The 13224-nt window shown below is 72.0% G+C and carries 13 protein-coding genes; 6 read left to right on the top strand and 7 right to left on the bottom strand.

Annotated features, from left to right (window positions below; genetic code table 11):
- Positions 1-188 precede the first annotated feature (188 nt).
- Complete coding sequence (locus ACQP2O_RS40065) at positions 189-539, top strand: hypothetical protein (protein ID WP_433174405.1); 351 nt, start codon at positions 189-191, stop codon at positions 537-539.
- A 175-nt stretch (positions 540-714) separates the two neighbouring features.
- Here the strand turns inward: ACQP2O_RS40065 and ACQP2O_RS40070 are convergent, their stop codons facing one another.
- Entirely contained in the window at positions 715-1329 is a 615-nt protein-coding gene (locus tag ACQP2O_RS40070; RefSeq protein ID WP_433174406.1) for a LysE family translocator, read from the bottom strand.
- A 106-nt stretch (positions 1330-1435) separates the two neighbouring features.
- On the opposite strand from ACQP2O_RS40070, the gene ACQP2O_RS40075 reads away from it, so the two are divergent.
- A complete protein-coding gene (locus ACQP2O_RS40075) occupies positions 1436-2362 on the top strand; it encodes a LysR family transcriptional regulator (RefSeq protein WP_433174407.1) in 927 nt (308 codons plus the stop codon).
- 248 nt (positions 2363-2610) lie between these two features.
- Here ACQP2O_RS40075 and ACQP2O_RS40080 read toward each other — a convergent pair whose 3' ends face one another.
- Positions 2611-3954, bottom strand: coding sequence for a DUF4192 domain-containing protein (locus ACQP2O_RS40080; protein ID WP_433174408.1), 1344 nt, complete (start codon positions 3952-3954; stop codon positions 2611-2613).
- A gap of 87 nt (positions 3955-4041) precedes the next feature.
- Here ACQP2O_RS40080 and ACQP2O_RS40085 point away from each other — a divergent pair, with 87 nt between their 5' ends.
- Positions 4042-4680, top strand: coding sequence for a ComEA family DNA-binding protein (locus ACQP2O_RS40085; protein ID WP_433174409.1), 639 nt, complete (start codon positions 4042-4044; stop codon positions 4678-4680).
- Here the strand turns inward: ACQP2O_RS40085 and ACQP2O_RS40090 are convergent.
- Positions 4661-5323 carry an NADPH-dependent F420 reductase gene (locus tag ACQP2O_RS40090; protein WP_433174410.1) on the bottom strand — a complete coding sequence of 221 codons (663 nt, stop codon included), beginning with the start codon at positions 5321-5323 and terminating at the stop codon, positions 4661-4663. The two genes, ACQP2O_RS40085 and ACQP2O_RS40090, sit on opposite strands and share 20 nt — an antisense overlap.
- 25 nt (positions 5324-5348) lie before the next feature.
- Positions 5349-6380, bottom strand: a complete 1032-nt coding sequence (locus ACQP2O_RS40095) for an LLM class flavin-dependent oxidoreductase (protein WP_433174411.1) — start codon at positions 6378-6380, stop codon at positions 5349-5351.
- A 96-nt stretch (positions 6381-6476) separates the two neighbouring features.
- Between ACQP2O_RS40095 and ACQP2O_RS40100 the strand changes: the two genes are divergently transcribed.
- The 3 genes from ACQP2O_RS40100 (at position 6477) to ACQP2O_RS40110 (ending at position 9872) form a co-directional block, all read left to right on the top strand.
- Positions 6477-6962 (top strand): MarR family winged helix-turn-helix transcriptional regulator, encoded by a 486-nt coding sequence (locus ACQP2O_RS40100; RefSeq protein ID WP_433174412.1) that lies wholly within the window; start codon positions 6477-6479, stop codon positions 6960-6962.
- A 33-nt stretch (positions 6963-6995) separates the two neighbouring features.
- The gene (locus ACQP2O_RS40105; protein ID WP_433174413.1) at positions 6996-8030 is read left to right on the top strand and encodes an aminotransferase class V-fold PLP-dependent enzyme; all 1035 of its coding nucleotides are present in this window, start codon (positions 6996-6998) and stop codon (positions 8028-8030) included.
- Between the two features lie 141 nt (positions 8031-8171).
- Entirely contained in the window at positions 8172-9872 is a 1701-nt protein-coding gene (locus tag ACQP2O_RS40110; RefSeq protein WP_433174414.1) for an AMP-binding protein, read from the top strand.
- 23 nt (positions 9873-9895) lie between these two features.
- Here ACQP2O_RS40110 and ACQP2O_RS40115 read toward each other — a convergent pair whose 3' ends face one another.
- The 3 genes from ACQP2O_RS40115 to ACQP2O_RS40125 form a co-directional block, all read right to left on the bottom strand.
- Entirely contained in the window at positions 9896-11983 is a 2088-nt protein-coding gene (locus ACQP2O_RS40115; protein ID WP_433174415.1) for an ATP-dependent DNA helicase, read from the bottom strand.
- A gap of 159 nt (positions 11984-12142) precedes the next feature.
- Positions 12143-12502 (bottom strand): ArsR/SmtB family transcription factor, encoded by a 360-nt coding sequence (locus ACQP2O_RS40120; RefSeq protein ID WP_433174416.1) that lies wholly within the window; start codon positions 12500-12502, stop codon positions 12143-12145.
- A 141-nt stretch (positions 12503-12643) separates the two neighbouring features.
- Entirely contained in the window at positions 12644-13195 is a 552-nt protein-coding gene (locus ACQP2O_RS40125) for a helix-turn-helix domain-containing protein (RefSeq protein ID WP_433174417.1), read from the bottom strand.
- Positions 13196-13224: the final 29 nt, after the last annotated feature.

Below are 13224 nucleotides of genomic sequence, written 5' to 3' on the forward strand. Positions count from 1 at the left end.
CACCTTAATGCGATATTTGCTTTGATGATCTCGAGTCGGTCAAATGCCGACAAGCGCATGGTGCCATCGTTTGGAACCCTGCACGATGGATCGGGCGTTAGAGACGTGACGAATCGCGCGATCCGGCTCCGGAGGCCGTCAGGCGACGGACGGGAGGATCGCAACGGGTTCTTGGGGAGGAACGTCCGATGAGGTGGGGCGATCGCTTCGGGATTCGCCGCTGGCGGGGGAACAGGGTGACCATGCTCGACCGGGAGGCGACGAACGCCGACATCGAGTCGCTGATGGCGTTCGCCCGCAGCCGCAGGGGCGTGGAGTTCTACGTCGAGCCGGAGACGTTCGCCACCGACACCACGGCCGTGGCGATCGCCGCCGACGGCGAATGGACCCGCCGCCGGGTCGGCTCCCCGCAGGTCATCCATAAGGTCGCCCGCGACCTGCGACTCCCGGTGTACGACGTGCAGATCACCGGCTATCCGCAGCGCATGCGGGACTTCAACGAGCGCCGCAAACGCCAGGGCGGCGCCGCCTCACTCTGACCCGGGCCGCACGGGCCTACGGCCACCACCTGACTGGGCCCGGACGCCCACGGCCACCACCTGACTGGGGCCGCACGCCCACCGCCACCACGACCCGACCGGCGCGTCACACGCCCACGGCCACCACCTCACTAGGGGCCCGCACGCCCACGACCACCACGACCCGACCAGCGCGTCACACGCCTACGGCCACCGCGACGCCGAGCAGGAGCAGCACGCCGCCGGTGATCATGCGCAGGCGGCGCTGGACGGCCGGCCTGGCGACCAGGGCCCTCCCCCGGTCGACGCCCCAGGTGAACAGCAGGTACCAGCAGGTGTTCACCAGCGCCCAGACCAGCCCCAGCGCGATGCTGGAGAGGAGCACCGGGCCCTTCGCGGTGACGAACTGCGGAAGCACGGAGACGGCGAACACTCCCGCCTTCGGGTTGCCCAGCGTGGTGGAGAGACCGGCCGCGTAGCCGCCCCACCGGTTCGCCCGCCGCGCGCGGGGCTCGGCCGTACGGGAGGCCCGCGCCGCCCACAGAGTGCTCACTCCCAACACGAGGAGCACCACCCCGCCCATGATCCGGATCGCCCGGTATGCGGCTGGATTGGCCAGCAGGACCGCGGAGAGGCCGGCCGCGGCGGCGGTCGCCCAGATCAGCAGGCCGGTGGCGTTGCCGCCGATGCAGGCCCACGCCGCACGGCGACCACCGCCGAGCGTCTGCCGGAGCATGAGCGCCTGGCCGGCGCCGGGCAGCATGGCCAACAGCCAGGTGGTGACGATGAAGACGGGCAGGTGAGCGGGCACGCGACAGCACACTCCACGGTCGGCGGGGGGTTACGTCCGTCAGCCTGCCGCCCGGGACGACCCGTAGAGAAGTTAGCTCAGAGGCGTGCTGTCTTAAGATTTGTGAATGGTCACCGATCCCCGGCAACTCCGGCTGCTCGCGCTGATCGAACGCCATGGGTCGCTGTCGGGCGCCGCCGACGTCCTGCGACTCACTCCCGCCGCGGTCACCCAGCAGATCGCCAAGGCCGAGCAGGACTTCCGGGCCCCGTTGGTCCTGCGGGGCCCGCGAGGAGCGACGCTGACGGCGGCAGGGGCGGTGCTGGCCGCCCGCGGGCGGGTCATCGACGAGGAGACGGACCGGGCGTCCGCCGAGCTGGCGGCCCTGCTCGGCCACCTGTCGCTACGCCTCCGCATCGGGGCGTTCCAGGCCGCCGCCCTGCACCTGCTGCCCCCGGCGCTGACGGCGCTCCGGCACCGCCATCCGGACGCCGACCTGTCCGTCGTCGACCTCCTGTCCGAGCATGGTGTGGAGGAGGTCACGGCCGGCCGGCTCGACATGGCCGTCGTCGCGACCTGGGACGCCGACGTCACCGCGCCCCCGCACCTCTCGGTCCGCGAACTGCTGCGCGACCCTCTGGTGGTGGTACTCCCCGACGACCACCCGCTCGCCCTCGAACACCCGCCAGCGGCGCCGATCAGTCTGGAGCGACTGCGAGACGAGGCGTGGGTCACGATCCTGGCCGGCCACGCCGCGCGGACGCAGTTCGACCGGATCACGGCCGCGGCCGGCTTCACGCCGCAGATGAGGTTCCAGACGGGGTCCTACGACGTCGCCCAGGCACTGGTCGGCACCGGCATCGGCGTCGCCCTGGTCTCCCGGCTCGCCCTCGCCGGCGCGCCCGGCACCACCCACCGACCGCTGGCCCCGCCCGCACCGCACCGCCGCCTCCACGCGGTGACTCCCGCCGACACCACACTGACGCCGCTCGTCGGTGAGTTCCTCGAGCTCCTGCAGGACGTCGCCCGCGACATCGGCTCCACCTGGGAGTGAGACGCGCGACGCGTCCCCCTCCCTGGTCTGGCCCCGGCGCCCTCGACGACGCACGGCGGCCCGCCTTCAGGCGGAGGCGTCGCCGTGTGCCGCAGACAGCGCCAGGTCGCGCCAGTGATCTAGTCCCACGGCGACCTGGTCGGGTTCTCCCCGGCATCGGCCGCTCAGCTACTCGATCCCTGGCGGTCGCCGCTCTCTCGCGGTGGCGACCGCCAGGACCTCCCGACGACGATGCCGCCTCGAATCGGTCAGCTCGCCTCGTCGAGTTGCTCCGGGGTGATATCGAGCGGCACGGACCAGGGCGGCAGGCCGCTGACGAACAGCTCGTGCAGCAGCCGCGCCATCGAATAGTGCGGGTCGGCGGCCAGCGCCCGGTCCAGCGCGAGGTTGGCCAGCGCGCCCTCGCCCGCCCGCCAGGCGGCGAACGCCAGCAGACAGGCCGGCCCGGCGAGGTACGGCTCGGCAACCCGGCGCACGACGTCACGCCAGAGCCCGATGTGGGCGCCGATCTCGCCGTCGTCGATGCGGACCCACGCCTCGTCGCGCACCCGGAGGTTGACCATGAGCACGCCCAGCCAGGCGACCTCCTCATCGGTCGGCGGGGCACCGCCCGCCCGCGCGCGCTCAATGAGAAGCCGGACCAGCCGCACCCCCTCCCCGGCCACGCGCCGCGACAGTCCTCCCCCACCCACCCCCGCCCGGCCTCCGGCTCCCGCTTGGCCCCCGGCTCCCGATACGGCCGAACCCGCGGATCCCGGAGCGGCGGGACCTGCCGGACACGGGCCGACACCGCCCGCGGGTCCAGGGGCGTGGGTGGCGTTGCCCTCCCTGCCTCCGTGGTCATGGACGGCGCTGCCCGTCCTGTTCTGGGCGGTCTCGGTCGCGGCGGCCTCGGCCCAGGAGGCCAGGCGACACTCGGCCCGCAGGGTCGCCTGTCGTGTCACCTCGCCGCCGATCGGCGCGATCATCCGTGCCAGCTCGTCGCGGTCCGGCAGGGCGACCAGGCCGCCGGCGATGGCCGCCGCGGCCACCGCGCTGGCGCGCACGTCGACGAACGTGCCCTCCGGCGGGCAGCAGGCCGGGTCGGTGCACAGGTAGGACCAGTAGCGGTCGTCCTCGACGCGCATCACCTCACGGAGCCGTACGCCGTCGCGGGCCAAGCGGTCACCGACCCGCTCGACGACGGGCGTGACCCGGGCACCCGGACCGTAGCCGGCGAGGATGACCTCGGCGGGCCGGCGTCGCGTGATGAGGTCGGTGACATGGTCGAGGAGCGCGTCCGAAGCCGTTAAGTCCAGCCGGATCGCGTATGTGCCGTCTACACCGCCGCAGCACAGCACGACGACGCTGTCGGTGGGGTGGAAGCCCACGAGATACGGGATGGCGGCGACGACGTCGGCGGGCGACCGGAGCCGCAGTGTGTTCGCTCTCATGACCACGAGCGTCCCGCGCGCCTCCGGCCCGCCGACACCCCTCCGTCCCCGATTGTGGAAAACCTCCGGCGGCACCGAAGCGCGCGGCCGAGTCGGCCGCCGGAGAGGCCGCGGCGGCCGGCGCTCCGCCCGGCCCCGCATTCCGGGCGCAAGGTCCATGAACGACTTCGCGCAGCGCGTGATCCCGGAGCGCTCTGCCGCCGTCCAACCAAGAAAGCCGTCTGGGCGGGGTGAAGGGGACACACCATGGACAGGCGCGTACGGACCGGCGTCGGTTTCTTCTGGGCGCTGCTGCCCTTCCTCACGCTCGGGCTGGCCACTCCGGTCGTGTTCGGCTACGCGGCGGTCCGCCGGCGGACGGCCACGTACTGGATCACCGCGGCGATGTACCTCGCCCTGTTCGTCGTGTTGCTGATCAGTTCCGGGACGTCGGAGGACTCGGCCGTCGGAGACTCGGTCTTCACCGTCGTGTTCCTGTTCGCGTGGCTCGGGGGGACGATCCACGCGTTCCTCGTCCGCTCCCAGGTCTTCGCCCTGCCGTCGACGGCGACGTTCCAGGACGCGATCGACGATGCGGAGCAGCGCAGGAACGTCCGGCGTCAGGCGCGGAAGGCCGCCGAGGACCCGGCGATGGCCTGGGAGCTGCGGATCGGGCGGCCGGACCTGCCCCGTCGTTTTGACGACGGCGGGCTGGTCGACGTCAACCATGTCCCGGCGCAGGTGCTGGCGTCGCTGCCGGGGATGACGCCCGAGCTGGTCGGCCGCGTCGTCCGCGTCCGGGAGCAGTGCGGCGGCTTCGACTCCGTCGAGGAGCTGTCCGCCCTCGCCCAGCTGCCGCAGACGCTGGCCCCGCAGCTCGGCGAGTTCACCATCTTCCTTCCTTGAGGGCGAGCATCGTGCGCAACGTCCCGGCGTCGACGTTGGCGCCGAACGGCTCGGCACCTGGTTCGAGGCGCACGCCCTCGGCGAGGGGACCGGCGGCGACCGGGTCGAAGCCGAACGCGTCGACGAGGCGCGCGACGGTGGCGAGGTCGTCCGGGTCGTCACCGGCGATCGCGATCGCCTTGCGCCCGGGCGTCCCGGCGGGGCGGGCCTCGTCCTCGAGGTCGTGGTAGCCCATGTGGTTGAACGCCTTGACGACGCGGGAGCCGCCGAGGAATGCCTGGACGATCTCGCTGGAGGACGTGCGCGGGTCGGTGAGGTCATCGCGGACACCGTCGACCTCCCACCAGTAGTTCATCGCGTCGATGACGAGTTTGCCGCGCAGCGCGTCGGCGGGGATGCTCCGGTACTTGCCGAGCGGGAGGGCGAGGATCGCCACGTCCGCCCGGGCGGCGGCGTCCGCCGCGGTGACCGCGACCGCACCGGGCGTGAGGACCTCGGCCGTGAGGGCGATGTCGGCGGGATCGCCGGATCCGGCGATGAGCACCCGATGGCCGGCGGCCAGGGCAAGCCGTGCGAGGACGGTGCCGACCTTCCCGGCGCCGAGGATGCCGATCGTGGAGACGTCCGTGTTCCCTCCGTTCACGACGTTGTTCTCTCCGTTCACGACGTCAGCCCGCCAGGATGTCGCGGACCATCGGGACGACCTTCGTGCCGTAGAGCTCCACGGCCCGTCGGCGTGCCCCGGCCGGCTGCGTACCGGCCGTGTAGATGAGGTCGAATCGGCCGACGCCGAGTTTCGCGACCGTGCGGGCGATCTTGCGGGCGACCGTCTCGGGCGAGCCGATGTAGAGCGAGCCGTGCTCGATCTCGGCGTCGTACTCCTCGGGCCGGATCGGCGGCCAGCCGCGCAGCGCGCCGATGCGGTCGCGGAGGACGCGGTAGCGCGGCCAGTGCAGTTCCCTGGCCTCCTGGTCCGTGTCGGCGATGAAGCCCGGCGAGTGCATCCCGACCGGATGTGCGGTCGTGCCGAACTGCTCGGCGGCGCGCCGGTAGAGCTCGATGTGGCCCGCGAAGCGGTCGGGTGCGCCGCCGATAATGGCGAGCATGAGCGGAAGGCCGTGGCGCGCGGTGCGAATCACCGACTGCGGCGAGCCGCCCACGCCGATCCAGGTGGTCAGGTGCCCGGACTCGGTCTTGGGGAAGACGTCGGCGTCGTCGAGCGGGGCCCGTACCGTGCCCTTCCAGGTGACGGGCTTCTCGTCGAGCAGCCGGACGAACAGCTCGGCCTTCTCCTCGAACAGCACGTCGTAGTCCGCCAGGTCGTACCCGAACAGCGGGAAGGACTCCGTGAAGGAGCCGCGTCCGAGGATGACCTCGGCCCGCCCGTTCGAGAGGGCGTCGACGGTCGCGAACCGCTGGAACACCCGGACCGGGTCGTCCGAGCTCAGCACGGTCACGCCCGATGCGAGCCGGATGCGGGAGGTGCGCGTGGCGATGCCGGCGAGCACGGTCTCCGGGGTGGAGATCGCGTACTCGGGGCGGTGGTGCTCGCCGAGGGCGATGACGTCGACGCCGAGTTCGTCGGCGAGGACGGCCTCGTCCACGACCTGCCGGATCGCCGCGGCGTACGAGAGGAGGCGGCCGGAGTCGTCCTCCGGAACATCGCCGAAGGTGTCGAGGCCGAATTCGAGGTCGGGCATGGGAGGACTCCCTTGGTCGGGCGCGGACGCCCACACCGAGATGATTGATGCGTCAATTATGTACGATGTGATTGACATGTCAATTAGGAGGTCCGGATGACGGGAAGCGCAGGCGAGCGGCGCAGGGTGCTGCCGACCGCCGAGGAGTTGCGCGTCTGGCGTGACTTCATCGAGACGGCGGAGGCGCTCCGCTCCACGCTCACGTCGCGGCTGCAGAGCGAGTCCGGCCTGTCGCCGGGTGACTACGCCGTGCTCCTCGCGCTGAGCGAGGCGGACGGGCACCGGCTGCGCTCCTCCGAACTGGCCACCGGCATCGGCTGGGAACGCAGCCGGCTGTCCCACCACCTGGCCCGGATGGAGCGGCGCGGCCTGATCCGCCGCGAGAACTGCGCCACCGACAGCCGGGGGGCCGAGGTCGTGCTCGCCGCCGAGGGCACCGAGGCGTTCCGGTCCGCGTCGATTCCACACCTGCGCGCGGTCCGGGAGCTGTTCATCGACGCGCTCACGCCCGAGCAGCTCAGCATGGCGGGCGAGCTCGCCGCGGCACTCCGCGCACACCTCGACGCGCCGCGCGACCGCTGACCGTCTCTTTCGCGACACGGCACACTGAGTCGGGTGGAACTACACGAAGCCGTACATCTGTGGGAGCCGACACCGGGATACCTCAACACCGCGAGCTACGGGCTGCCGCCCCGTCCCGCCCTGGAGGTGGTCCGGCGGGTCCTCGGCGAATGGCAGCGCGGCGACGAGCCATGGAGCTCCTGGGACGTCTCGACCGGACGGGCCCGGGAGGAGTTCGCCCGGCTGGTCGGCGCGGACGCCGACGACATCGCCGTGGGCGCCGCCGTCTCCCAGCAGCTGGCCCCGGCGGCCGCGTCGCTGCCGCCCGGCGCGCACGTCGTCGTGCCGGAGATCGAGTTCACCTCGAACCTCTTCCCGTGGCTGGTACAGGACCTGAGCGTACGGACGGCGCCGCTGGAGAAGGTCGCGGAGGCCGTCGACGGCCGTACCGCGGCCGTGGCGTTCAGTGTCGTGCAGTCGGCGACCGGGCAGGTCGCGCCGGTCGACGACATCGTCGCGGCGGCGCGGGCGAACGGCGCGTTGGTGGTGGCCGACGCGACGCAGGCGGTCGGCTGGCTGCCCGTCGACGCGCGACGGTTCGACGTGCTCGCCTGCGCGGCGTACAAGTGGCTGATGGCGCCGCGCGGCGCCGCGTTCTGCTACGTCTCCCCCGCCGTACGGGAGCGGATCCGGCCGGTCGCGGCCGGCTGGTACGCGGGTGAGGAGCCGGACGGGGAGCCCCACGCGTACTACGGACCGCCGCTGCGGCTCGCGTCGACGGCCCGGCGGTTCGACCTGTCGCCGGCGTGGTTGTCGTACGTCGGGGCGGCGCCCGCCCTGGAACTCCTGGGCGCCATCGGGGTCGAGCGGATCCACGCCCACAACGTCGCGCTCGCCGACCGGTTCCTGGCCGGGCTGGGCCTGCCGCCCGCGGGCAGCGCGATCGTGAGCGTCGACCTGCCCGGCGCCCAGGAACGCCTGGTCACGGCGGGGGTGCGCGCGGCCGTACGGGACGGCCGACTGCGGGCGGCGTTCCACCTGTACACGACCGACGCCGACGTGGACCTGGCCCTGAACGCGCTCACGTGAACGCCACGGCGGGGCCTTCCTTCCGCACATGTCTGATAACAGGGTGAATTTCTCCATATGTCGGAACACTGGGCAATGAGCGGCAGATGGTGCGAAGGTAACTGAAAGGTTTCGTCTGCTTACGGTGGTGATCGTCGGCGAATGCGCACACCCTACGACGAGAGACCGTGGCTCCGTTTCTACGCAGACGGGGTTCCCCCCGACGTCGAAGTGCCCGACGTGCCGCTCACGCGGCTGCTCGACGCGTCGGCCGATCGCTTCCCCGGCAATCGGGCGCTGGAGTTCCTCGGGCGTTCGATGACGTACACCCGGCTGCGCGACACGGTCGACCGGCTCGCGACGGCGCTCGCCCGGCTGGGCGTCCAAAAGGGTGACCGGGTGGCGGTGATCCTCCCCAACTGCCCGCAGGAGGTCATCGCCTTCTACGCCGTGCTGCGGATCGGCGCGGTCGTGGTCCCCACCAACCCGCTGTACACCTCGGACGAGCTGCACTACCAGCTGACCGACTCCGGTTCCCGCGTGGCGATCATCTTCGACAAGGCGTACGAGACGGTGCGCGACGCCCTGCCCGGGACGGCGGTCGAGCACGTCGTCGTCACCTCGCTCCCCGACTACCTGCCCTTCCTCAAGCGGAAGCTGCTCAAGCTCCCGCTGGCCAAGGCGCGCCGGCTGGCCGACGAGCTGAGCACCGAGATCCCCGAGGGCGAGCCGGTCCTGTGGTTCGACGACCTGCTCGACGAGGCGTCCGAGGCACACCCGCAGGTGATGGTCGACCCGTTCCGCGACCTGGCCGTCCTGCAGTACACCGGTGGGACCACCGGCCGCCCGAAGGGCGCCATGCTCACTCACCGGAACCTCGTCGCGAACGCCTTGCAGACCACGGCGTGGGATCCGGCGATCCGGCCGGGGCACGACGTCAATCTGGCGGTAGTGCCGCTGTTCCACGTCTTCGGCCTGACGTTCTGCCTGACCTGCACGATCCTCATCGGCGGAACGGTCGTCCTGATCCCCCGCTTCGACCTGGAGCTCGTGCTCGACGCCGTCCGCAAGCACAAACCCACGCTGTTCCCCGGCGTACCGCCGATATTCCAGCAGCTCGCCGCCGCGCCGGAGGCGAAGAAGGCCGGGGTCGGCAAGATCCGCACCTGTGTGTCGGGGGCCATGAAACTCGCCCGTACGACGGTCGACGCCTTCAAGACGGGAACGGGAGGGCATGTCATCCAGGGGTACGGGATGACCGAGGCGTCCCCGGTGGTCATGGCCAACCCCCTCGACGGCAACGCCCGGCACGTGTCCGTCGGCACTCCCCTGCCGAGCACCGAGGCGCGGATCGTCGACGAGAACGACCCCTTCCGTGTCCTCCCGGTGGGCTACCCGGGCGAGCTGATGGTGCGCGGCCCGCAGGTCTTCGCCGGGTACTGGGGCCAGCCCGCCGAGACCGCGCAGGCACTGTCATCCGACGGCTGGTACCGGACGGGCGACATCGGGATGATGAGCCCGGACGGTTTCTTCACCCTCATCGACCGCAAACGCGACGTCATCATCGTCGACGGGTTCAACGTCTACCCCTCGGAGGTCGAGACGGTCCTGCTCGCCCACCCGGCCGTGGAAGAGGCGGCCGTCATCGGCGTGCCGGACCCGGGCCATGGCGAGGCGGTCGCCGTGTACATCATTCTCGAGCGGTCGCACCGGCCGAGCCCGGACGAGATACGGGCGTACTGCGCGGAGCATCTCGTCGGGTACAAGGTGCCCACCTTCGTGGAGTTCCGCTCGTCGCTGCCCCGCAACATGCTGGGCAAGGTCCTGCGCCGGGTGCTCCGGGAGGAGAACGCGCTGTCCTGACCCGGTGCAGCCCGCCCTCCGTCTCAGTCCGCCGTGTCGAGGCGGCGCAGCGCGGCCTTGACCTTCTCGGAGTCGAACGTCGTCCAGAACGGCGGCAGCGACGACCGCAGGAATCCGCCGTAGCGGGCGGTGGCGAGCCTGGGGTCGAGGACGGCGACGACGCCGCGGTCGGTCATGGACCGCAGCAGGCGTCCCGCGCCCTGCGCGAGCAGCAGCGCGGCATGGGTCGCGGCGACGGCCATGAAGCCGTTGCCGCCGTGCGCGGCGACCGCACGCTGCCGGGCCGAGGACAGCGGGTCGTCCGGGCGCGGGAACGGGATGCGGTCGATGACGACCAGCCGCAGCGACGGGCCGGGCACGTCGACGCCCTGCCAGAGCGACAGCGTGCCGAACAGGCAGGTCGCCTCGTCCTCGGTGAACTGCTTGATGAGCTGCGTCGTGGAGTCGTCCCCCTGGCACAGCAGCGGCTGCTTGAGGCGGCCGCGCAGCTCCTCGGCCGCCTGCTTGGCGGCCCGCATGGACGAGAACAGGCCGAGCGTACGGCCCCCGGCGGCCTCGATCAGCTCGGTCAGCTCGGTGAGGTACGCCTCGGGCAGGCCGTCGCGACCCGGCTGCGGCAGCCCCCGCGCGATGTAGAGGATGCCGCTGCGGGCGTGGTCGAACGGCGAGCCGACGTCCAGCCCAGACCACCGCAGCGGCCGCTCCCCCGCGTCCTTCTTCTCCGGCTCGTCGTCGTCCGGCGCCTCGGCGGCCTCCGCCGCTCCGTCCGCCGCGGTGCCGAGCGGCGGCAGGCCCCACTGCCGGGCCAGCGGCTCGAACGACCCGCCCAGCGACAGGGTCGCCGAGGTGAGCACGGTCGTACGGCGGCCGAACAGGCGCTCGCGCAGCAGCCCGCCGACGCCGAGCGGCGCCACGCGGAGCGCGGTCGGCCGCCGGGAGTCCTCGTTGAAAGGCCGGTCCAGCCAGACGACGTCGTGCCGGGACGCCAGGTCGGTCTCGAACGTCTCCAGGAGCCGCCCGGCGGTGTCGTGGATCTCCTCCAGCGCCGTGAGCGCGGCCCGGCCCGCGCCGAGCCGCTCGGCGTCGTCCCCGACGGTCTTCAAGCTGGTGCGCAGCGCGGTGGCGCAGGCATACGCGGCGTCCCGGATCGGCAGCAGGGTCGCGCCGAGGGCCTGGGGCAGGACGTCCATGCGGCCCGGCGCGGTGTCGGCGAGGATCGGCTGCAGCGCCTCCCCGGCCTCCTTGAGCCGGTCGGCGAGGTCGTCCTCGATGAGCCGGCCGCAGCGGCGCGCGGCGAACTCCACGGCCGACGCGGACAGCTCCGCCGTGGCCACGGAGGTGACCCGGTCGACGAGCTCGTGGGCCTCATCGATGATCGCGACATCGTGCTCGGGGAGGACCTGGAACTCCTCCAGCGCGTCGATGGCCAGCAGCGCGTGGTTGGTGACGACGACGTCGGCGTCGCCGGCCTTGTCACGGGCGCGCTCGGCGTAGCACTCGGTGCCGAACGGGCAGCGCTGCGCCCCCAGGCACTCCCGGGCGCTGACGGCGACCTGCCGCCACGCCTGCTCGGAGACCCCGGGGACGAGCTCGTCGCGGTCGCCGGTCTCGGTCTTCTCGGCCCACTCGTGGATGCGCTGGACCTGCCGGCCCGTGGCGGAGACCGTCTGGGCGTCGAAGAGGATCTCGTCCGGGTCGTCGGGCTCGTCGACCTGCATCCGGTGCAGGCACAGGTAGTTGCGCCGGCCCTTGAGGATCGCGAACACCGGCTCGCGGTCGAGCAGGGGCGTCAGCGACTCGGAGAGGCGCGGCAGATCGCGCTCGACCAGCTGGCGCTGCAGCGCGATCGTCGCGGTGGACACGACCACGCACGCGTCTTCGGCGGCGGCGTGGCGGACGGCCGGGACGAGGTAGGCCAGGGACTTTCCGGTGCCGGTGCCGGCCTGGACGGCGAGGTGCTCCCCGGACTCGATGGCGTGGGCGACCGCCTCGGCCATCTTGACCTGGCCTGGCCGCTCGGCGCCGCCGACCCCGGCGACGGCTGCGGAGAGCAGGGGCCCGACGTCCGGAACGTCGGTTTTTTCAGAGGAGTCGAGGAGGTCGTCGGCCACCCGCTCAACGCTACCGGTCGGCGAGGACCGTTCGCCGCCACAGCCACGCTTTCCCCAGGCGTCACCCTCAGGTGCACGTGGCCAGGACCAGCGCGAGCAGACCGGAAAACAGCGCCTCGAACTCCGCTCGCCGACCGCTGCGCCTCCCAGGCGCCGTCGTCAGGTGCGCTCGGCCAGGACCAGGGCGAGCAGACCGGGGAACGCCTCGTCGAACTCGGCTCGCCGCAGCCGGTTGAACCGGCGCGGCCCCTCGTCGCGCTGCTCGATCAGCCCGGCGTCGCGGAGCACGGCGAAGTGATGGCTCCGGGTCGCCTTCGACACGGGAAGGTCGAAGGTGCCGCAGGCGCGGGTCCAGTCCGGCTGCCCGGCGAGTTCGCGCATGATCGTCCGGCGGACGGGGTCGGCGACCGCGTCCAGGGCGTCCTGCAGCGGCACCTCGGAGGGATGCCGGTGCGTCAGCCCACGGGCCCGCGCGGACGGGCCGGGCGATTCGGTGTTCGATCCGCGTCGTACACTCATGTGGTCGACCTCCATCGAACACGGTAGGCGAGGAGTCACAATGATCCGGCACACCGACCCGGAGGCCCTCGCGGCTTATCAGCGCGCAGTGACGGGACGGGCCTGAGGCGGAGCGTCCCAAGCACCAGCCGAGGCGGCGCCTCAGCCGGGCTCGGGGTCGGCGGGTGGTTCTTCGCTGGGGAAGAAGATGGGGCTGAGCAGGTATCGCGTGCGGTCGGATGTGGGCGGGTTGGCCAGTCGGGGCACGATCGCGGCGCGCAGTTCGCTGATCATCGCGTTGAGTTCGTCGCGGCTGAGCCAGATCGCGTGCTGCCGGTAGCCGACGAGGTCGGTGACCGGGTCGGCGTTCTCTCGGTCGAGGTAGGCGTTGAACTCGGCGACCAAGGCGGCCAGCGCGTTGGCGAATCCGCGCCGATGGTCGTCGGGTGACAACGACTTGGCCGTGTCGAGGTCGATGACCGCTCGATCCTGGCGCAACCGGTAGTGGCGCTCCACCGCACCGCGTACCCGCCGCTCCTCGGCCACTTCCAGGATTCCGCTGGTGGCGAGCAGGTCGACGTGCCGATAGACCATGGCCTTCGAGACGTCGGTCAGGCGCGCGCACAACTGGGCGGTGGTGAGCGTCCGACCGCCGCGCATGGCGTGCACGATTCGTAGCCGCACCGGGTGCCCCAGCAGTTCCAAGATGTTCACGGCTCAACGATCTCATGATGTGCTACCGT

It is taken from the genome of Actinoallomurus sp. CA-150999 (assembly GCF_050942425.1).
GTDB lineage: Bacteria > Actinomycetota > Actinomycetes > Streptosporangiales > Streptosporangiaceae > Actinoallomurus.